This is a genomic window from Streptomyces sp. NPDC002619 (genome assembly GCF_042889305.1).
GTDB lineage: Bacteria > Actinomycetota > Actinomycetes > Streptomycetales > Streptomycetaceae > Streptomyces.
The window spans coordinates 439,761-459,098 of record NZ_JBIAQV010000001.1 but is presented as its reverse complement, the minus strand read 5'-3'; the positions used below and the strand labels follow the sequence as shown (position 1 = coordinate 459,098).

Annotated in this window: 17 protein-coding genes; 5 read left to right on the top strand and 12 right to left on the bottom strand. The window is 71.0% G+C overall.

Features of this window, described 5'->3' with window-relative positions:
- Window positions 1-131: 131 nt before the first annotated feature.
- Together ACFYXB_RS02320 and ACFYXB_RS02315 are read right to left on the bottom strand one after the other, a co-directional pair.
- Window positions 132-2,456: a glycosyltransferase gene (locus ACFYXB_RS02320; RefSeq protein ID WP_389576903.1), complete on the bottom strand. Its 2,325-nt coding sequence runs from the start codon at window positions 2,454-2,456 to the stop codon at window positions 132-134.
- Entirely contained in the window at window positions 2,453-3,847 is a 1,395-nt protein-coding gene (locus tag ACFYXB_RS02315; protein WP_389576902.1) for a glycosyltransferase family 29 protein, read from the bottom strand. Before ACFYXB_RS02315 ends, ACFYXB_RS02320 begins: the two co-directional genes overlap by 4 nt.
- A 334-nt stretch (window positions 3,848-4,181) precedes the next feature.
- Here ACFYXB_RS02315 and ACFYXB_RS02310 point away from each other — a divergent pair, with 334 nt between their 5' ends.
- The 3 genes from ACFYXB_RS02310 (at window position 4,182) to ACFYXB_RS02300 (ending at window position 7,090) form a co-directional block, all read left to right on the top strand.
- Complete coding sequence (locus tag ACFYXB_RS02310; RefSeq protein ID WP_389576900.1) at window positions 4,182-5,348, top strand: acyltransferase family protein; 1,167 nt, start codon at window positions 4,182-4,184, stop codon at window positions 5,346-5,348.
- Between the two features lie 98 nt (window positions 5,349-5,446).
- Window positions 5,447-6,409 carry a class I SAM-dependent methyltransferase gene (locus ACFYXB_RS02305; protein ID WP_389576899.1) on the top strand — a complete coding sequence of 321 codons (963 nt, stop codon included), beginning with the start codon at window positions 5,447-5,449 and terminating at the stop codon, window positions 6,407-6,409.
- Between the two features lie 162 nt (window positions 6,410-6,571).
- Window positions 6,572-7,090 (top strand): RNA polymerase sigma factor, encoded by a 519-nt coding sequence (locus ACFYXB_RS02300; protein WP_389576897.1) that lies wholly within the window; start codon window positions 6,572-6,574, stop codon window positions 7,088-7,090.
- 96 nt (window positions 7,091-7,186) lie between these two features.
- Here the strand turns inward: ACFYXB_RS02300 and leuE are convergent, their stop codons facing one another.
- The gene (gene leuE / locus ACFYXB_RS02295; RefSeq protein ID WP_389576895.1) at window positions 7,187-7,837 is read right to left on the bottom strand and encodes a leucine efflux protein LeuE; all 651 of its coding nucleotides are present in this window, start codon (window positions 7,835-7,837) and stop codon (window positions 7,187-7,189) included.
- A gap of 78 nt (window positions 7,838-7,915) precedes the next feature.
- Window positions 7,916-9,496 carry a methylmalonyl-CoA mutase gene (locus ACFYXB_RS02290; RefSeq protein WP_389576894.1) on the bottom strand — a complete coding sequence of 527 codons (1,581 nt, stop codon included), beginning with the start codon at window positions 9,494-9,496 and terminating at the stop codon, window positions 7,916-7,918.
- Window positions 9,497-9,578: 82 nt separating this feature from the next.
- Here ACFYXB_RS02290 and ACFYXB_RS02285 point away from each other — a divergent pair, with 82 nt between their 5' ends.
- Window positions 9,579-10,451 (top strand): L,D-transpeptidase family protein, encoded by an 873-nt coding sequence (locus tag ACFYXB_RS02285; protein ID WP_389576892.1) that lies wholly within the window; start codon window positions 9,579-9,581, stop codon window positions 10,449-10,451.
- A 227-nt stretch (window positions 10,452-10,678) separates the two neighbouring features.
- Here the strand turns inward: ACFYXB_RS02285 and ACFYXB_RS02280 are convergent, their stop codons facing one another.
- The 5 genes from ACFYXB_RS02280 to ACFYXB_RS02260 all read right to left on the bottom strand — a co-directional run bounded on the left by ACFYXB_RS02280 (window position 10,679) and on the right by ACFYXB_RS02260 (window position 15,158).
- A complete protein-coding gene (locus tag ACFYXB_RS02280) occupies window positions 10,679-11,755 on the bottom strand; it encodes a hypothetical protein (protein ID WP_389576890.1) in 1,077 nt (358 codons plus the stop codon).
- On the bottom strand, window positions 11,755-12,417 hold the full coding sequence (locus ACFYXB_RS02275; RefSeq protein ID WP_351346352.1) for an RNA polymerase sigma factor: 663 nt from the start codon (window positions 12,415-12,417) through the stop codon (window positions 11,755-11,757). Before ACFYXB_RS02275 ends, ACFYXB_RS02280 begins: the two co-directional genes overlap by 1 nt.
- A gap of 307 nt (window positions 12,418-12,724) precedes the next feature.
- On the bottom strand, window positions 12,725-13,498 hold the full coding sequence (locus ACFYXB_RS02270) for a hypothetical protein (RefSeq protein ID WP_389576888.1): 774 nt from the start codon (window positions 13,496-13,498) through the stop codon (window positions 12,725-12,727).
- A 117-nt stretch (window positions 13,499-13,615) separates the two neighbouring features.
- Complete coding sequence (locus ACFYXB_RS02265) at window positions 13,616-14,248, bottom strand: RNA polymerase sigma factor (protein ID WP_389576886.1); 633 nt, start codon at window positions 14,246-14,248, stop codon at window positions 13,616-13,618.
- Between the two features lie 520 nt (window positions 14,249-14,768).
- Window positions 14,769-15,158 carry a hypothetical protein gene (locus ACFYXB_RS02260; protein WP_351346346.1) on the bottom strand — a complete coding sequence of 130 codons (390 nt, stop codon included), beginning with the start codon at window positions 15,156-15,158 and terminating at the stop codon, window positions 14,769-14,771.
- 186 nt (window positions 15,159-15,344) lie between these two features.
- Between ACFYXB_RS02260 and ACFYXB_RS02255 the strand changes: the two genes are divergently transcribed.
- On the top strand, window positions 15,345-15,839 hold the full coding sequence (locus ACFYXB_RS02255) for a DUF1877 family protein (RefSeq protein WP_389576884.1): 495 nt from the start codon (window positions 15,345-15,347) through the stop codon (window positions 15,837-15,839).
- A gap of 34 nt (window positions 15,840-15,873) precedes the next feature.
- On the opposite strand, the gene ACFYXB_RS02250 is transcribed toward ACFYXB_RS02255, so the two are convergent.
- The 3 genes from ACFYXB_RS02250 to ACFYXB_RS02240 form a co-directional block, all read right to left on the bottom strand.
- Window positions 15,874-16,446, bottom strand: coding sequence for a hypothetical protein (locus ACFYXB_RS02250; protein ID WP_389576883.1), 573 nt, complete (start codon window positions 16,444-16,446; stop codon window positions 15,874-15,876).
- Between the two features lie 222 nt (window positions 16,447-16,668).
- Window positions 16,669-17,451, bottom strand: coding sequence for a DUF4328 domain-containing protein (locus ACFYXB_RS02245; RefSeq protein ID WP_389576881.1), 783 nt, complete (start codon window positions 17,449-17,451; stop codon window positions 16,669-16,671).
- A 123-nt stretch (window positions 17,452-17,574) separates the two neighbouring features.
- A complete protein-coding gene (locus tag ACFYXB_RS02240; protein ID WP_389576879.1) occupies window positions 17,575-19,134 on the bottom strand; it encodes a glycoside hydrolase family 20 protein in 1,560 nt (519 codons plus the stop codon).
- Window positions 19,135-19,338 lie beyond the last annotated feature (204 nt).

The following is a 19,338-nucleotide window of genomic DNA, read 5'->3' as shown; positions in this document are numbered from 1 at the left end:
GCCGCCTTTGGCCCCGCACGGCGCGAAATCGGCGCGGGGTCTTACGTCGCTCACCCCCCCCCCCTGCCCACCCCACACCGCGCCCCGGGGGGGGGGGGGGGCCCCCCCCCCCCCCCCCCGCGCCCGTTGTGTCACCGGGCCAGGATCTTCTGGATCCGGGCCTGGTTGTCCTGCGTGACCTTCCACAGCCGCTCCTGGCGGTCGTGGACGTCGGCCACCGTGCGGGCGTGGTGGTCGAGGATGTCCAGCGCCCGCTCGGTGAGCATCGGGCCGAGGTTGCGCTCGTGGACGGAGACACCCCACTCGGGACGCTCGATGTCGTTCAGGAAGTACGCCATCTTCGGGTGCGAGATCAGGCTGATGATGGGCGTGCCGACGCCGAACGGGATCATTCCGGCGTGCCCACGCATCCCGATGACCAGCTTGGTCTTGGCGTAGGTCTCACGGATCTCGTCGTTGTCGAAGTCGTACATCGGGATCACCGGCAGCGAGATCCCGTGCTCACGGCGCAGGTCGAAGGCGATGCGCTCGTCGTCCAGGGAGTGCGCCGCGCACTTGACCTCGGTGTGGGCGCCGATGGACCGGACCGCCTTCGCGATCTCGGCGAGGAAGTGCGCGTAGTCGTGCCCGAAGCGCAGTCCGGCCCGGTCGTAGGCGGCGTTGAGCATGACTGTGTCGTCGCGGTACAGCGGGTCGCTCCAGCCGGCGATCAGCTGGCGGCTGACCGTGGTCGGACAGGGCTGGAAGACGACCTTGTCGTGCAGCTCGGGCGGGAGCAGCGAGCGGACCTTGTCGATGGAGCCGTGGTTGCGCAGACCGAAGAAGGATGACTTCTCGACCAGCAGGCGCAGGCTCTCGTTGAAGCGCTGGGCGCGGTACGACTGTCCGTCGAAGGCGTTGAAGCCCACGGCGAAGACCATGATCGGCACGTCGATGGCGCGCAGGTGCTCGTCCGGGACGTTCCACTGCCAGGCGCTGTTGCCGTTCGGCATGGTGTCCGGGATGAACAGACCGCCGCCGCCGATGACCAGGCCGCGCCGGGCGTTGACCCGCTCCAGGGCGGCCTTGTCGAACAGCCGGTGGGCGTGTACGGAGTGCCAGCGGCGCGAGGTGTGGTCGGGGCCGAAGGACAGCCTCACCGTCTCCGGGAGGAGCTTGTCGCCGGCGTTGCCCTGGCGGTCCATGTAGAAGGCGACGTGCGCGAGCTGGTCCTCGGCGGCGCCCTGCTCCTGGGCGGGCATGGCGGCCGCACGCTGCGCCCACATGCGGTTGGGGCGGTGGGTGATGTCGACGGAGAGGCCGGCGGTGGCGTACCGCAGCGCCTCGGTGTTGTCGCCGTGCACCCAGGCCATCTGGGCGAGCCGGGAGTAGGCGGTGGCGGCTCGGTTGGGGGCGGCGGTGGCGATCAGCAGCTGCGTCTTCGCCTCCTCGTACCGGGAGACGCTCATCAGGGCGTGCCCGAACACCTCGTGCGGCCAGGCCTCGTCGAGCGGGATGCGGACGCCCTCGAGGAGCTCCACGGCCTCCTGGTAGTCACCTGCCGCGATGTGCGCGGCGGCGACGCGGCGGGCGCTCTCGACGTCGCCGGTGCGGCGGACGTGCGGGGTGCCGAAGTGCACGAGCAGGTCGTGGTGGAGGGCGCCACTGGTGGCCAGGAACGCGGCCTGGAACTCCGCGTCGCTCAGCTCGAACTCGCGCCAGCGGTCCTCCGCCTGCGCGTACCCGGTCTCGCCGCCCTGCCAGGGCTTGTGGCGGCCGGTGAAGTGCAGGATGGCGGTGTCGTCGGGGACGGGCAGGTCGCCGGACAGCCGCCGCTTGACGAAGTTGTAGCGGGCGTCGAGGCGCACGAAGTCACCGTCGAGGACGGCGTTGAGGATGCCCTGATCGTGCTTGTCGAGCTCGTAGTCGCCGCTGCGTCCGGTGGCGTCGATCTTCGCGCAGAACTCGTCGGACAGGTACTCGCGCTGGATGACCAGCAGCCCGGAGTTGAGCTTGTGCTGCCCGTAGAAGAACTGCGGGACGGCCGCGAGCCCCTCGCGCAGCTTCAGCAGCTCGCCCAGGTCACCGAGGACGACCATGTCGGTGTCCAGGGTGATGACCGTGTCGTAGTCGCGCAGCCGGAAGATGTCGAGGATGAAGTACGCCTTGCGCACCAGGTAGTTGTCCTGGTCGCCCTTGACGTACGAGTCGTAGTGCGTGTCGTTGACGCGGCGCAGCACGATGCGCGGGTGCAGGGCGCGGATGCGGGCGATCGACGCGGGGCGCAGGTCGTCGTACAGGACGACGAAGTCCTCGCAGACGCCCGGGTTGGACAGGGCGAGGCTGCGCAGCAGGTTCAGGAAGCCCGGCAGGTAGTTCTCGTCGACGTAGCTGGCGAAGGCGATGCGGCGCTTGCCGGTGAGGGTGCGCGCGTCGGTGGCCGGGGTGACGCTCGCCGTAGGGGTGGTCGTGGTCATCGCAGGGATATCCTCATGTCGGTCACGCTCTGGGCCCGCTGCATGACCCATGCCTTCTCGCTGGTGTATTCGTGCACGGACGTGATGGCGAGCTTCATCGCTTCCTGGACGCGGTAGGCGCCGCTCTCGTAGAAGTCGAAGCCGATCAGGTCGAGGGTGGGGCTGACGTCCAGGAAGTCCAGCAGCCACAGCATGTTGAAGCCGGTGGTCGGGATGCCGGACCAGACATCGTTGCCGAGCTGGCCGATGTTGCGCAGGGGCCAGCGCAGCGTCTCGTCGCCGAGGTACTGCTGGGCGCCGGGCACCAGGCGGTTGCGCAGCGAGTGCTTCCAGTCGCCGGAGACGCCGCCGAAGACGAGCCGGGTGGTCACCGGCTTGTCCCAGTTGAAGCCGTGCTTGTGGATGGTGGCGTGGATGTCGGTACGGCTGCCGGTGTGCTTCGGGTCGATCTTGTACGAGTTGAAGCGCACGACGAGGTCGTAGTCGTCGATCTCCTTGCCCATCGAACTGGCTCCGACGCGGCCGGAGTTGGCGATCAGGCAGATCGACTTGCCGGCGATCAGGTTGCGGAACTCACCGAGGGTGACCCACTTCACGCCGTCGACGGTGGGGTTGGCGACCGGGCCGCGCATGCGGATGCGGCGCTGCTCGGCGTAGAGGGCGACGGCCTCAGTGAGGGCGGTGGGGTCGCCGCCGGCCAGGCCGGTGCGCAGGTCGAGGTACTGGCTGAGCAGCTCCTGCCGGTCGGTCACCGGGGCCTCGTCCTCGGCCAGAGACAGGAGCGCTCCCACGAGGCGGGGCTCGGCGGCGTTCCAGTCGCCGAGGGCGTGCAGGGCGAGGCCCTCGGCCCACACGTCGGTGGCGGGGCCGCGGGCGAACTCGGCGGCGCCCGGAACCTGGCCGCGCAGCAGGGTGATCAGGTCGCGCTCACGGTCAGCGGCGCGGCGCAGTCCGGCGACGCGGGCGGCGACTCCGAAGCCGTCGTCGGTGGTGAGCTCGAGGTAGCGCTCGTACGCCTCGACGGCCTCGCGCTCCTCACCGATCGCCTCGAGGACGCGGGCGCGCAGCCGCCAGCCGGCGCGCGAGTTCTTGCGCTCGGCGAGGACGGTGTCGCTGATGATCAGGGCGAGGTTCAGCTCGTCGTTGTACCCGCACTCCAGGGCCTTGTTGGCGACGGCGAGCAGAGCGTCGAGGAGCTCGTTGCCGATGCCGCCGGAGGGGGCCGTCGCGCCCTTGACGGCGCGCTTGAGCATGGCGGTCGCGCCGCCGGCCGGGGCGGGCGCGGGGGCGGTGGTGCCGGCGGTGGCACACACCACGAGCAGCTTGCGCAGCTGCTCGCCGAGCTCCGCGCGGCGGCGGTCGAGGCTGCCGACGAGTTTGCCACTGTGCACGGCACAGGCGCGCAAGCAGTCGTCCAGCTCCCCTCCACCCGCAGGTGTCCGCCTGTTCTGGACCCTCGTCATAGCTCTCCTGATTTTGCCAAGCAAAGAGCGGGTTTGCCGCCGCATTCCCTGCGTTTACTAATACGTGGGGGTGGATGGAGAAACTAGGAAGGCAAAACGACATTCGGGTTAACAAACCGGTACCGCTGGAAGAATCGTTGGGCTGTCAACCAAGACGTTCCTGTGATTGACCCAGGTGACGGGGTCGGGGCTCCTTCGTCCTGGGGACATTGCCTCGATCGCCGTAGATGATCGCACCAAGCCCGGGTAGGCGACTTGGATCATGGCACCTTCATCCCCCACCCTCGCTCCTGTCGCCTCTCCCCCCACCGTCGCGCAGACCCCCTCCTCCCCCGCCCCGAGCACTCGCCGGGGCCGACTCCTCGCCCTCGACGGCATGCGGCTCGTGGCCGCGCTGATGGTCTGCCTCTACCACTACGCCGGACGCGGCGGGACCATCTCCGGGTCCTGGGGCCAGAGCCCCGCCCGGCTGTTCCCGGTCCTGCCCGAGATCACCGTGTACGGATGTCTGGGCGTGCAGTTCTTCTTCGTCATCAGCGGTTTCGTGATCTGCATGAGCAGTTGGGGCCGCACCCTCGGTGACTTCTTCCGCTCCCGTGTCGCCCGCCTCTACCCCGCCTACTGGGTCGCGCTGGTCCTCGTCACCGCCGCGTCCTTCGTCCTGCCCGTCGTCCTCAAGCCGCTGCGCCTCGACGAGTTCCTGGTCAACGTCACGATGCTCCAGATGCCGATGGGCGTGCCCCGCGTCCTGGGCGTGTGCTGGACGCTCTGGGTCGAGGTGCGCTTCTACGCCCTGTTCGCGCTGCTCGTGGTCGCGCGCGGCGTCACCTATCGCCGCGTGGTGCTGTTCTGCTGCGTGTGGACGCTGGCCGCGGTGATCGCCAAGAGCGCCCACAACGAACTGACCGAGCAGCTGATCATGCCCGACTACGCGCCCTTCTTCATCGGCGGACTCGCCCTCTACCTGATCCACCGCTTCGGCAGCGACCTGCTGCTGTGGGGCATCGTGGCCGCCTCCTGGCTGCTCGGGCAGAGCAGCGCCACGCGCGGGCTGTGGCAGCCGGGGATGCACGGCGACTTCCAGCGGGACCCGCGCATCATCGTGCTCGTCGTCACCCTGTGCTTCCTCGCCGTGGCGGCCGTCGCCCTCGGCTGGACGCGCCGGGCGGCCTGGCCCTGGCTGAGCACGGCCGGGGCGCTGACGTACCCCTTCTACCTGATCCACGAACACCTGGGCTGGTTCGTCATCCGGGTGCTGCACCGGGGCGCCGGCCTGCCGGCGTGGACGACGCTCGTGGTGACGGTGCTCGGCATGCTGGTCCTGGCCTGGCTGATCCACCGCTTGGTGGAGAAACCGTTGGGTCCGCGTCTCAAGAAGGGCTTGCAGCGGACGAAGTTGGGTTTCCGTTCACCTCGTATTGGGTTTTGAATCCGCCCCCAGGGAAGGCACCGTGGTGCCCTTGCCTGTACCACAGGTTTTCTGCAGGGTTCCCACAGACTGCCGTATCGAGGGAGAGCCTCCTCCGCATGGCCACCACCCAGGAAACGACCCGACTGCCCCGCCGTCTCGACGACGTGCCCGGCTGGTTCCCCGTGCTCGACCAGCTGCTCTTCGACTGGTTCCTGAGTAGGCAGGAAACCGCCGGACTACGGGGTGATCTGCTCGAAGTCGGCGTCTACATGGGCAAGAGCGCGATCTTCACCGGCAGCCATCTGCAACCGGGGGAGCGGTACACCGTGTGCGACCTCTTCGAGGGCGACGCCCCGGACGACGCCAACCAGGCGGAGTCGACGAAGTCGTACAGCAAGCTGACCCGGAGCGTCTTCGAGGAGAACTACCTCTCCTTCCACGACGAGCTTCCCCGCGTCCTGCAGGGCCCCAGCTCGATCGTGCCGGACGAGGTCGAGCCCGGCTCCTGCCGGTTCGTGCACGTCGACGGGTCGCACCTGTACGAGCACGTGTACGGCGACATAGGCGCCGCGCAGGACCTGCTGGTGCCGGACGGGATCGTGGTCCTCGACGACTTCCGCTCCGAGCACACGCCCGGCGTGTCGATAGCCGCGTGGGAGGCCGTGCTCAACCGCGGCCTCCGCCCCATCTGCCTGAGCACGCAGAAGCTGTACGGCACGTGGGGCGACCCCGAGCCGATCCAGAAGGAGCTGGTCGCGATGGTCCGGGAGCGCACGGACTGTCACCTGAGCGACCAGCAGGCGGCCGGCCACCGCATCATCCGCCTGAAGTCCAAGGGCATGCAGGCCCCGCCGTTCCCGCTCTCCCGCCACGCGGCCGACCCCGAAGAGCCGCCGATCACCCTGACCGCACCCACCACGGCGTCGCCGCACGCACCCGCGCCCACCACGGCGTCGCCGTCCCCGGCCCCCCGCTCCCGGCACACTCCACGCCGAAGCCGGGCCCGCCGGGTCGCGGTCGACCTGCTCCCGCCGGTCGTCACCCGCGCCCTCCGCAGTGCCCGAGCGGCCAAGCGCTGACCCGTCCCACGCGCCACGGTCACCCGTCCCATGGACGCTTCGGTGACCGGGGCGCCGTCATGCCCCGAGGCCGCCGGCCCTTCTTGCCTCGCGAACGCTCCGGCGTCCGCGCGACAAGTACAGGGTGAGATCGCCGACCGGCGGTCCTGAGACGGAGGCCCCGTGACCAAACACCCGGACGATCAGAAGCGGCCGACCCGCGGTGTTCGGGATCCGGTCGCCTTCACGTCGCTCGTGGAACGTCACTCGGCCGACCTGCACGGCTACTTCGCGCGCCGTGCGCCCCAGGCGGCCGACGATCTCCTCGCCGAGCTGTGGCTGCGGGCGTACGCCGCGCGTCGTGGCTTCGACCCCGCTCGCGGTTCCGTACGAGCCTGGCTGTTCGGCGTGGCCGGGAACGTCCTGTCCGCGCACTGGCGTCGCGTCATGGCACCCCGGGCCGATCTGCCGGGGCCCACCCGCGATGACCCGTGGGAGGCCGTGGACGACCGGCTCGTGGCAACCGCGATCGCCCCCAGGCTGCGATCGCTTCTCGCGGAGCTTCCACCCGAGGAACGGGAGTTGCTGCTGCTCGTCGCCTGGGAGGAGCTGACACCCAGTGAGGCCGCGGCGGTGGTCGGCATCCCCGCCACCACGGCCCGTACCTATCTCGAGCTCGGCTGGACCAGCCATATCGACTGAGAGGTGGCCGTCCGTTGGTGGCCCTACGGCGGACCGTGGAGGGTGCCGCCGATACAGAACGCGACAGGCTCCGACGGACACCCGCTGGGCCAGGCGCTACGCGCTCGCCAGCGTCAGCTTCACCGCGAAGCCGAGGAACAGGGCCCCCGCCGCCGAAGTCGCCGTCGCCGAGAGGCGTTTGCGGCGGCGGAAGGCTGTGGCCAGCTTCGTGCCGCTGAATATCAGGGCGCTGAGGTAGAGGAAGCTGGCCAGCTGGGCGAAGGTGCCGAGGACGACGAAGGAGAGGGCCGGGTAGGCATAGCCCGGGTCCACGAATTGCACGAAGAAGGCGACGAAGAACAGGATCGCCTTGGGGTTGAACAGGCTGATGACCAGGGCGCGGCGGTACGGCCGCTCGTCCCCGGCCGGAGCCGGAGCCGCGTCCTCGGTCGCCTGGTCGCGCCGCGTCCGCCACATCCCCCAGGCGGCCCGCAGCATGCCGAACGCCAGCCAGGTCAGATATCCGGCGCCCGCGTACTTCACGATCCCGAACAGCACGGCGTTCGCCTTGAGCAGCGAGGCGACGCCGGCCGCGGACAGCGTCATCAGCACGGTGTCGCCGCACCACACGCCCGCGGCGGCGGTGTAGCCCACGCGGACGCCCCGCCGGGCGGCCACGGACAGCACGTACAGGGAGTTGGGGCCGGGCAGCAGGACGATCAGGACGAGGCCCGCGAGATAGGTGGGGAGATCGATGACGCCGAACATGGAAAGGAGTGTCGCACGCGGGTACGACATTTCGGGTTTCTGGTTTCGGGCCAGAGGTCAGAGGGCGGATGCCATGTGTCAGAACGCGTCCGACGGGACGTACGTCCCCCACACCTCCCGCAGCGCGTCGCACACCTCGCCCACCGTCGCCCGCGCCCGTAGCGCCTCCTTCATCGGGTACAAGACGTTGTCCTCCCCCTCGGCCGCCTTCCGCAGCGCGGACAGGGCCGCCTCCACCGCGCCCCGGTCCCGTCCGGCGCGGAGTTTCGCCAGACGTTCCTTCTGCCGGGTCTCGATCGCCGGGTCGACGCGGAGCGGTTCGTAGGGCTCCTCCTCGTCCAGCCGGAAGCGGTTGACGCCTACCACGACCCGCTCGCCCGCATCCGTCTCCTGGGCGATCCGGTAGGCGTTGCGCTCGATCTCCTCCTTCTGGAAGCCCCGTTCGATCGCAGCCTCCGCGCCGCCCAGGTCCTCGACCCGGCCCATCAGGTCCAGCGCGGCGGCCTCCACGTCCTCCGTCAGTTTCTCGACGGCGTACGAGCCCGCGAAGGGGTCCACCGTCGCCGTGACGTCGGTCTCGTGGGCGAGGACCTGCTGGGTGCGCAGGGCGAGGCGGGCGCTCTTGTCGGTCGGCAGGGCGATCGCCTCGTCGAAGGAGTTGGTGTGCAGGGACTGGGTGCCGCCCAGCACCGCGGCCAGCGCCTGGACCGTGACCCGGACCAGGTTCACCTCCGGCTGCTGGGCCGTCAGCTGGACGCCCGCGGTCTGCGTGTGGAAGCGCAGCATCCACGACTTCGGGTCCTTCGCGCCGAACTCCTCCCGCATCACGCGCGCCCAGATGCGGCGTGCGGCGCGGAACTTGGCGACCTCCTCCAGGATCGTCGTACGGGCCACGAAGAAGAAGGAGAGGCGGGGCGCGAAGTCGTCGACATCCATGCCGGCGGCCACCGCCGTACGGACGTACTCGATGCCGTCGGCGAGCGTGAACGCGATCTCCTGCGCGGGAGACGCGCCCGCCTCGGCCATGTGGTAGCCGGAGATGGAGATGGTGTTCCACTTCGGGATCTCGGCGCGGCAGTACTTGAAGATGTCCGCGGTCAGGCGCAGGGAGGGCTTCGGCGGGAAGATGTACGTGCCGCGGGCGATGTACTCCTTCAGCACGTCGTTCTGGATCGTCCCGGTGAGCTGGTCGGCCCGCACGCCCTGTTCCTCCGCCACCAGCTGGTACAGGAGCAGCAGGAGAGCGGCCGGGGCGTTGATCGTCATCGACGTCGACACCTGGTCCAGCGGAATCCCGTCGAACAGCACCCGCATGTCGTCGATCGAGTCGACGGCCACGCCGACCTTGCCGACCTCGCCGTGCGCGAGGTGCGCGTCCGAGTCGTGGCCCATCTGGGTGGGCAGGTCGAAGGCGACGGACAGGCCCGTGGTGCCGTGCGCGATGAGCTGCCGGTAGCGCGCGTTGGATTCGGCGGCCGTGCCGAAGCCGGCGTACTGGCGCATGGTCCAGGGCCGACCGGTGTACATCGTGGGGTACACGCCCCGGGTGAAGGGGTACGCGCCCGGCTCGCCCAGCCGCTTCACAGGGTCCCAGCCGGCCAGGTCCCGCGGCCCGTAGACCGGCTCGATCGGCAGTCCGGACTCCGACTCACGCGTCATGGTGTCTGCCTCCGCTGGGACGTCTGTTACTCCCACCATGCCCCGGAGTTCGCCGGCGGTCACGCGGGGAAACATCCCTGGCATGAGAATCAGGGGGATCACCCGAAGCGCCGGCCGGCCCACCGCCGCGTTCACCTCGGCCGCCGCGCTCGCCGTACTCTGCGGCTGCACCGTGCAGGCCCCGGGCACCGACGGCGGCAAGCACCGCTCCCCGGTGCACATCCAGGTCCCGGCCACGAGGCAGCCGACAAGTCCCGGCACCACCCGCGAGGCCGACCCCGCGCCGGCCACCACCACACCCACCCCGACCCCGTCCCCGCCGGCCCGCGTCCTGTGGTCCCGCGGTGACACCGGCACCGACGTGCGCGAGCTCCAGGCCCGGCTGCGCCAGGTCGCCTGGCTCTTCGACGGACCGACGGGGACGTACGACGACCTGACGGAGAAGGCGGTCGAGGGGTTCCAGGGCAAGCGCGGGCTGCCCCGGACGGGGAAGACGGACACCGTCACCTGGCAGCGGCTGCTCGGGATGACGCACGAACCGGGCAAGTGGGACCTGTATCTGATGGGCGGTCAGCCCGCCGCCGCGCCCGACCCACGGTGCCTGACCGGCCGGGTGCTGTGCATCAGCAAGACCAGCCGCACCCTGCGCTGGATGATCGACGGGCGCACGGTGTCGACGGTGGCGGTCCGCTTCGGCGCGCAGTACACACCGACCCGCGAGGGTGTGTTCAACGTCTACTGGAAGTCACGGCACCATGTGTCGACGCTCTACGACTCCCCGATGCCGTACGCCATGTTCTTCAGCGGCGGCCAGGCGGTGCACTACTCGTACGACTTCGCGGCGCGGGGTTACGCGGGCGGCTCGCACGGCTGCGTCAACGTACGGGACGAGGCGGCGATCGCGGATCTGTTCGCACAGGTGCGCACGGGTGACAAGGTCGTCGTCTACTGGTGAGGCGGTGGAGCCCCGGGAGGTTTGCTGGGCGCGGGCGGGACCGGGGGAACGTGTCCCGCCCGCGCCAGGTGCACGAGCCATGGGTACGGGGGGAACCCCGGCTCAGTGCGACGGCCGATGACCAGTCGGCTCACTGAGTACTGCGTCCCACCGGCGGAAAACGTCACACCCTGTGCGGAAGAACTTTGGCGACTCACGAAACTGCAGGTCAGGGGCGCTCGTAATGGTCAGAGCGCACTGTATGTCGGGCTCGGCGACAGCGACGGCGCCGGTGACGGCGAAGTCGGTTTCGGGCTCGGCGCGGGGGACTGGCTCCCGGCGGACGGCCGGGGCAGCAGCGGGGCGAACGCGGACGGCACGGGCGAGGCCACGCCGCCGTCCTCGTGGTGGTCGTTGCCGCCGCCGCGCCCGCCCGAGTGGCCGTCCTCGTCGTGGTCGCCCTGGCCGTTCCCGCCGCCCTTGCCGTCCTGGTCCTGATCGCCGGAGGTGTCGGACGTGGACGCGAGGACGTTCTTGCAGTATGTCCATACGCGTGCCGAGCCACCCGCCGCCCCTTCCAGGGTGCGCCTGCGGTCGAGGCCCAGGGCCCTGCCGTCCCGGACGTCGCGGCAGGCCGAGGGCGCGCCGCTCCACGAAGTGCCGGTGCGGCCGGTTCTGCTGTCGGCCCCACCCAGGGCCGGGTCCTGGCCGGCCCGGTCGGGCGAGGAGCCGCCGGGGGTTCCGCTCGGGGTGCCGCCGGGCGTGCGCGTACCGGTCGCGCCCGCCCGGGTGCCGTCCGGGGACGGTGAGACGAGCGGGAGTTCGGGGGTCGCCGCGGACGAGACCGAAGCGGCGGGCCCCGGCCGGTCGTCGTTGAACGGCGTCGGCAGGACTCCGGTTCCGGCGGCCACGGCCACTCCGCCGACCATGCACGTGGCCAGCGCCGCGGTGAGCGCCAGCCGTACGGGGCGGGCTCCGCGGGAGCGGTGGGCGGTGCGGCGCGGGCGGCCGAGGCGCACCAGGCCGGCGTCGGAGGGCCGGGCGGGCGCGGCGGGGGGCGCCGCGGCTGCACCGCCGCTGTGGCCCACGGCGGCTGCCCGCTCGCCCGCCGCTGCCTCGCGGGCCTTGCGGAAGGCGACCAACGCCCCTTCCTCACCGCGGAGTTCGGTGCGGGCCGGAGCGCCGTCGGCGGACAGGGCGCCGAGGGTTTTGGCGAGGCGTTCGGCCCGCGCGAGGGCGGCGGCGTCGACGGCTTCGAGCGACTCGCCGCGCAGCAGACGTTCCGCCGTCTCACGGGTGAGCCACTTGTACTGCTCGTCGGCCATCACATGTCCTTCTGCGTCCGCGCACGCGTATGCGTCACAGTGGCGGACGTCACCGCGCGACGACGCGGTTCTCGCTGGGGCGGCAGCGCGTCGAGACCGCCGACCGATTCCGGATCCTCGCCGAGCAGTTCCGCGAGCCGCTTCAGGCCACGGTGGGCGGCGGTGCGTACGGCGCCCGCGCGTTTGCCGAGCGTCTCCGCGGCGGTCTTGGCGTCGAGGCCCACGACCACGCGCAGGACGACCGCCTCGGCCTGGTCCTGCGGGAGTTGTGCGATGAGGGAGAGGGTGCTGCTGGTGGCGAGGGCCTCGATGGCCTCGCCGGCGGTGTCGGACTCGGCGGCCCGGCCGGTGAGTTCCGTTTCGTCGCCGCCTATCGCGGGGCGGCGGCCGCGCATCCGTATGTGGTCCAGTGCGCGGTTGCGGGCGATACGGGCGGTCCAGCCGCGGAACCGGTCCGCGTCCCCGCTGAACCTGTCCAGATCGCGGGCTATCTGCAACCAGGCCTCGGACGCCACGTCCTCGGCGTCGGGATCCCCGACAAGCGTGCGTACGTAACCGAGCAGCCGCGGATGCACCGCGCGGTACACAGTCCGGAAAGCGGTCTCGTCCCCGTCCTGCGCCGCACGCACCGCGGCGGTCAGCTCCGCGTCGTCCCCCAGCACAAGTGGTTCCTCAGTAGATGGTCGCGGCTTCGAGCCCGCCGGTCGTTGCAGTGATCATGCATCTGCGCTCGACGCGAATGGCACGTTACGGCCTGAAACAGCTCCTCGTCCATGACCGTACAAGATGCAACCAACCGTGACGCGGTGAGGTGTGACAGAAAACGCACTCATGGCGCTGTAGGAAGTACGGGCCGCCGCGCGGCCCGTGCCGCGCGACGGCCGGGGCCTCTCCTGTGGGGGGTGGCGGCCCCGGCCGTTGCCTCGGCGGTGGCTGTTGCCCCGCCGGTCCGGTCCGGGGTGACCGGGATCACTGATTCCCGTTGGTCTTCTGGGTATTGTCGGCACTGTTGCCGGATTTGGTGCCCTTGCCGCTGTTCTGCGTGCTGCTCCGACCATTGTTCTGGCCACTGTTCCCGGCGCTGCCCTGCCCGTTGCTCTGCCCGCTGCTCCGGCCGTTGTTCTGCCCGTCCGCGCTTGCCAACTGGGCGGCGCAGTAGACCGCGACGTTCTTCTCGCCGCCGGCCGCCGTCACGAGCCGCTGCCAGGCCGTCGAGTCCAGCGCCTTGCCCCGGTCCCTGACCTGCTCGTACGCACGGCACTTCGCCAGGGTGTCCTTGGCGGTGTCGGGGCGGTCCGGGTGGACGGACGATTCGGCGGACGCCTCGGCGGACGAACGCTGTGGCGCGCTCGTCGACGGGTGCGCTCGGCGCTGGTCGTCGTGCGAGCCGCCGGAGGAGGAACCGCCGATCGCCGCGACGGCGACACCGCCCAGTGTGACGCTCGCGAGGAGCACGGAGAGCGCGGTCTTCACGGAGAGCCTCGCACGCCAAGGCTCCCGGGGCCGCCAGTCGTCCCGCCGCCGGGTCCGCGCCCGGTGCGCCCCCGCGTCCCTGGCGTCCCGGAACGCGGCCAGGGCCCGCTGCTCGGCCTCGGGCGCGACAGGCGCCGTACGCAGGGCAGCGGCGAACCGCGCCTCCAGGCCGGTGGCGTCATCGTGGGGCCGCGGCGGTCCGGAGAGAGTCCCGCCAGGGTGCACGTGCGGACGGTCGGGCAGCCCGCCGTCGCTCTGCCGTTCACCCATGTCAGTTCCCGTCCTTGTCCGTTCTGTGCATCACCCGGGATCCACCCGGCGCGCCGCCACCCCGGGTACCGGATCCGCCGTCTTCCGCAGATCCATACGGCCCGCAGCCGTCAGCGTTCATGTCGACTCCCCCAGCGTCCTGGGACCGTCATCCGTCACACCTTGGTCCGCCGCGTCCGGGACGCCCAGCTGACGGGCCAGCCGTTTCAGCCCCCGGTACGCGGCCGTGCGCACCGCGCCTGGCCGCTTGCCGAGGACACGCGCGGCGGCCGGGCCGTCGAGGCCGACGACGACACGCAGCAGCACCGCCTCCGCCTGGTCGCGCGGCAGTCCGCGGACCAGTTCGAGGGCGTGTGTGGTGGACATGGTCTCCAGCGCCTGGTCGTACGTGTTCTGCTGCCCGGGCAGCTCCAGTACGTCCTGTTCGAGCGCCGCCGCCTGGGGCCGTACCCGCTGTCTGCGCAGATGGTCCAGGGCGCGGTGCCGGGCGATCGTGGCGGTCCAGCCGCGGAATCCCGCGCCGTCGCCCTTGAACCGCCCCAGGTCCCGGGCGATCTCCAGCCAGGCGTCGGACGCGACGTCCTCCGCGTCCTGGCCGACGAGTCCCCGCAGATAGCCGAGCAGCCCCGGCTGCACGATGCGGTAGGCCACCGCGAAGGCGGCCTCGTCGCCCTCCTGCGCCTGCGCGACGGCCGCGCCCAGTTCCCCGTCGTAGGCCTGCACGCGGCGGGGTTCCACTCCCTGGCCCAAGAACCGTCCCTGTCCGTACCGAGCCCGCGCCACCGATCGGGCCGGTGTTCGTGCTCGTCTTCGTGCTCGTGGCTGATCCGCACCGCGCGACACGCAGTTTCGTGTCCCGCGCCCCCACAGAGATCAGCGTCCGAACTCACAGAAGTGTCACAGTCCCCGGTGTCCTCGCGGGTCCCGTCCCGGTCGAGCCGATCGCTCCGCCGCCGACTCGCCCGCCCGGGCAGGAACTCCCCCGATTCCCTGCCCCCGACGGCGCACGGTGCGTACGCGAACCCTGACCTCCCGTCCCCCAGGGCCTGTTGACGCGCGTAGCGGAGTGGCAGCCCCCTGCGACATTCAGGGATCGACGGTCGGTAGGCCGAAATACTCAGACGCGCGGCGCGACTGCTTCTCAGACCACAACGACCACGTCCACGTGGCCCTCGCCCCGTCGCCGTACTGGTCGGCGCCGAACTGCGGGATCTGACCGACCGGCATCCGACCGACAGCGGGCGGGGCGCCGGCACCCGGTGCCCCGCCGCTAACCGGCCGCCGCCGTCGCGTCCCGGCACAGCAGCCGCAGCGAGCCGTGACCGCCGAAGCAGCGGCGCGCCTCCTCGATGGGGTCCCACAGACGGCCGTCGGGCGTACGGATCCGGTGGTCGCCGCCGCTCGCCCACCACTCGGCGCCGGCCTGCCGGACGATGACCTCACCGGCGTACGCCCCGAAGCCGCGCAGCACCTGGTCCACGGCGGCGGGCGGTGCCCCGTCGCTCCGTATCTCCTCGATCATCCGGTCGACCCGCCACAGGCTCTGGGCCGAGTAGTCGAGCCGTACGCGCGCGCCCTCACGCATCGTCGCGACCGTGTCCGCCGCCCACCGCACCGGCTTGGCCGAGGCTTGCGGCCTGGTCTCCTGCTGTGTCGTCACATTCCGTAGAGCGAGGTCGGCGGCGTTTTCATCACCCGGATTCCGGGTGCTTCCCGCAACCGGTGCAGGACCGTCGCAGCGCACCCCCACAACGGACACAGGACTCTCCCAGAATTCCGGGTTTGTACGCCGGTCCGCACAGGAGTGACGCCCGGAGCGGCCCGTGCGCTCCACTCAGTGATGAGCATGTACTTCCATCTCCGCGCGGTGCCTCCCCCGGCGCTGCGCAACAGCGCCAACTGGCTGCGCAGGCTGTTCGAGGACGACTGGGAGACGGTGCGGCTGCGGCTCGACCGGCACCGCGAGGAGATGCTGGACCGGCACTACCTCGACCACGACCTCCTCTACACCGGCGCTCCCCCGTACGACACGGTGGACGGCCCGGGGACCGACGTGGTCCTCGGCGGCCGTGCCGTCTACCACGCCGACCCCACCCAGCCGCCGTTCCTGCTGCTCACGGCGCAGGAGGCGGACCAAGTCGCCGAATATCTCGCGTCGGCCGACTTCACCTACCTGTGGGACGTCTCCCGGCACGTCCTGCTGCCGGAGAAGGCCGAGGCGGACACGGAGACGGAGGCACAGACCCGGGCCGCCTTCGAGTCGGCGCACCAGGATCTGACGGCGTTCTACGCACAGACGGCGCGCGACGGCGACGCGGTGGTGAAGTGGCTGGTGCTGTGAGGGCAGTGAAGCCGGAACGGTCCGGGACCCCGCGTCAGACCCGGCCGCGCGCCCGCCGCGACACCACAGCGCGCAGCACTCGGCGGCCCTCGGTCGACACGTCAAGGGCCAGCCGCAGTCCGCCCGCACCGTGCTCGGCGAGGAGTTCGAGGACGGTGACCTGGCGGCGCAGTTCGGCGGCGACCAGGTGCGACACGCCGTCCGTACGGCCCTCCCGGTGGGACTCGACCCAGTCGTCGTCGGCGTCCATGGCGTCCTCGGCGGGTTCCAGGAGCCGGTGGATCCGGAGCGAGGCGGCCGAGCAGGCGTCGGCCCACTCGCGTACCCCAGCACCCGAGAGCTCGGCCGGGACGGTGTCGAGCATCCGGCGGGCCAGGAGCGCGGCATCGTCCTCGGCGGACTCGGGCTCGTCCGCGGCGTCGAGCGCGCCGCGCGCCTTGTCCAGGTTCCCGGCCCAGTCGCCGCCGCCGGCCGAGAGGCTCGCCCACAACGGCCGCAGGACCTCGTCGTCACCGCCGAGGAGCGGCACGCACCGATCCAAACAAGCCAACCCGCTGGCGGCCAGTCCGCGTTCGTCGGCCTGAGCGATCAGTTCCACCAGGCTCATTCACGCCTCCCTCGCCAGGGCGCCGACCTGTACGGAGCCCGTACTTCCCCTTACTGCGTGCGACGGCCCGGGAGTGTCACAGGGCACGACAGCGAGCATGTCGAGGGGGCGGAAGAAGGGCTTTCGGCCAGGTGATCGGGCGCGTCGGCCGACGCCTCGACTCCGTACGAACACACCGCAGCCGTACGGGAGTTCGCAACCGCAGGTGGCCGGTCCCGGGGCTCAGACCGTCGCGGGGACCGGGCCCGCGAGTGCCTTCTGGTGCTGCATCCGGGTCAGCCGGAGCACGACGAGGATCGCGAGTGCGGCGGCCACGATGTCGAGGGCGTCCGCGAACAGCATCGTGCCGGCCGCGTCGTACGCCTCCTGGGCGGTCTCGGCGCCCTTGTCCCGGGAGGACGCGAGCCGGTCGGCGAACAGCGAGACGAGCCACAGCGTCCACCAGGCGTTGATCAGACCGTGCGAACGCGGCACGCTCCAGGGGCTGCTGGCGTCCCAGATGTCGAGGGCGATCCGGCGCGGGAACCAGAGGTTCACGACCGGGGTGAACCAGCCCCCGATCGCCCAGCCGCGCTTCATGCGGTGCCCGAACGGATTGAAGACCTCGGCATTGACCCGCACCCGGTGGAACCAGCAAAGGAACACGACCACGCTGGTCAGCAGCACGGCAGCCTGGACGACGCCCGCCGCGGCGTACAGCGAGTCGGCGTCCTCGGACCGCCGGCCGATGTCCGCCCCGTACGACCGGAACCCCCCGTCCGCGATGTCTGCGATGTCGCCCGAGACGTCGAGCATGACGACATCCGCCCAGACCGCGAAGAGGTCGGCGGCGATGACGAGCCCGAGCACCGCGGCCGCGGCCCGCCCCAGCCCGATCGGCGACCGCAGCCAGGCACCGGGCGCCCCGGCGAACGCGGGGGCGGGCGGCGCCTCTGCGACGGCGCACAGGGCGCACAGGGTGCCGCCCTGCGCGGCGGCGAAATGCTGACAACGGGCACAGAGCAAGGCGAGTCCCCCCGGAACGAAACGATGGAGCCGGGCGCGGCTCTCCCCGAGGCGCACACGCGGCATGCGGAACATACGGTCCGCGGAACTCGTACGTCCAACCGATTCCGGTCGGCCGGGCGTTCAGCCCAGCCGGTCCGCCAGCTTCTTGAACTCCGCCCAGCTCATGGCCGGTTTGCCCGGGTCCCAGAGCTTCTGGACGGTGGCCCGCAGCGGCATCCGGATGCCCGCGGCGACCTGGTCCTGCGTCTGCGCGTTCGCGATGTCCGACCACACCGCGAAGGACCCGCCGAGGATCTGCGCGTCGTACTGCGCCGGCACGGCGGTGGTGCCGCGCAGCACGCGCGGGGTCCACCGCTCGTAGATCCGCTGCCCCGTCGGATAGACGAAGGTCTGCGGCTGGCCGAGGACGTAATAGAGGAACTCGTCGTTGTAGTTGAGGACCTTGCGCCCCGCGCTCAGGTACTCCACCGGCTGCCGGGCGCCGATCTCCTTGCCCGTCCAGTAGGCGACCTCGAGGTCCTTGGCCGACTCCACGGACGTACCCCGGAAGAAGCCGTCGTTCCACACGCGCATGGTCCGGTCGTGGGCGCGGACGGTGTCGGCGCGGTCGTTCAGCCAACCGGTGGTCAGGTCGGCGACGCTCCCGCCGGAGCCGTACTTCTGCCGGGCGGCGTCGGCCAGTTGCGGGTAGGAGGCCTCCGGGTCGTCGACCACGAGCGCCTGGTACTCGTCGCCGCCGAGGTTCCAGTAGCCGCCGGAGAACAGGTCGGCGTACTCGTCGAGGAGTTCGTCGAGGACTGCGGCGGAGGCGTCCTCGGAGATGTCGATGGCACCGCGGGTCGCAATGCCCTGCGCGTTGCGCAACTGCAGATCCGGGTGGGCGGCGAGGACGGCCCCGAGGTGCCCCGGTGAGTCGATCTCGGGCACGACCTCGATGTGCCGGCTCGCGGCGAGGTCGACGATCTGCTTGACCTGGGCTTTGGTGAGGTGGTCCTCGGACACGACCTCCGGATGGCTCGTGGACGCGATCCGGAAGCCCTGATCGTCGGAGAAGTGCAGCCCCAGCTCGTTGAACTTCAGATCGCCCAGCTCACGCACCCGGTCCTCGATCCAGGCCGCGCTGTACGGCTTGCGCGCGATGTCCAGCATGAACCCGCGCCGCGGCTTGGCGGGCTGGTCGCGTACGACGCCCTCCGGGGCCGTACCGCCGCCGTGGACCTCCTGTTTGAGGGTGCGGGTGCCGTAGAAGACGCCCGCGTCGGCGGGCCCGCTGATGTTCACCTGCCCGCCGCGCACGGTCATCGTGTACGACTCCGGGTTCGCGCCCTCGTCGCCGCTCAGCGCGAGGCGTACGTCCCCGGCGCGCACATCGTCCTTCTCGCCCGCGTAGGACAGGCCCAGCTCACGGGCGATCAACTGGCCCTCGTCCGCCAGCTCCCGGTCGCTCACCACGACGCGCTGCCCGTGCGCGGGACGCCAACCCGGGCCGCGCGCCGACGTGTGGGAGCTCACGGCGGGGATCGTGCGCGGCGCCTGCGACAGGGGGTAGCTACGGGTCGGCGACGGGCTCGTCGACGCGGCGGACACGCTGTCGGTGGACCGCCCGTCGCTCCCGTCCGCGGAGACCCAGAAACCGATCCCCACGCCGACCGCTACCGTGCCGACGGCCGCGGCCGTCACCGCCCGCCTCCGCCTCACGTTCTTCACCGGAACCCGGCGCCTGTGCTGGCTCACCCCGCCAACCTAAGGCCAACGCCGACTGCGTGCGTCCACCACCTGTTCCCAAACTCTCCCTACCGAGTGAAATTCGGGCATCCGTCGGACAGGCCATGACCACTGTGGATAACGTGACGACACATCCCTCACGACATCCCCTGCCATCCC

Excerpts from the sequence above, each read along its gene's own strand:
- ACFYXB_RS02320 (WP_389576903.1), bottom strand. The coding sequence starts at position 2,456 with ATGACCACGACCACCCCTACGGCGAGCGTCACCCCGGCCACCGACGCG.
- ACFYXB_RS02310 (WP_389576900.1), top strand. The coding sequence starts at position 4,182 with ATGGCACCTTCATCCCCCACCCTCGCTCCTGTCGCCTCTCCCCCCACC.
- ACFYXB_RS02305 (WP_389576899.1), top strand. The coding sequence starts at position 5,447 with ATGGCCACCACCCAGGAAACGACCCGACTGCCCCGCCGTCTCGACGAC.
- leuE (WP_389576895.1), bottom strand. The coding sequence starts at position 7,837 with ATGTTCGGCGTCATCGATCTCCCCACCTATCTCGCGGGCCTCGTCCTG.
- ACFYXB_RS02290 (WP_389576894.1), bottom strand. The coding sequence starts at position 9,496 with ATGACGCGTGAGTCGGAGTCCGGACTGCCGATCGAGCCGGTCTACGGG.
- ACFYXB_RS02285 (WP_389576892.1), top strand. The coding sequence starts at position 9,579 with ATGAGAATCAGGGGGATCACCCGAAGCGCCGGCCGGCCCACCGCCGCG.
- ACFYXB_RS02280 (WP_389576890.1), bottom strand. The coding sequence starts at position 11,755 with ATGGCCGACGAGCAGTACAAGTGGCTCACCCGTGAGACGGCGGAACGT.
- ACFYXB_RS02270 (WP_389576888.1), bottom strand. The coding sequence starts at position 13,498 with ATGGGTGAACGGCAGAGCGACGGCGGGCTGCCCGACCGTCCGCACGTG.
- ACFYXB_RS02255 (WP_389576884.1), top strand. The coding sequence starts at position 15,345 with ATGTACTTCCATCTCCGCGCGGTGCCTCCCCCGGCGCTGCGCAACAGC.
- ACFYXB_RS02250 (WP_389576883.1), bottom strand. The coding sequence starts at position 16,446 with ATGAGCCTGGTGGAACTGATCGCTCAGGCCGACGAACGCGGACTGGCC.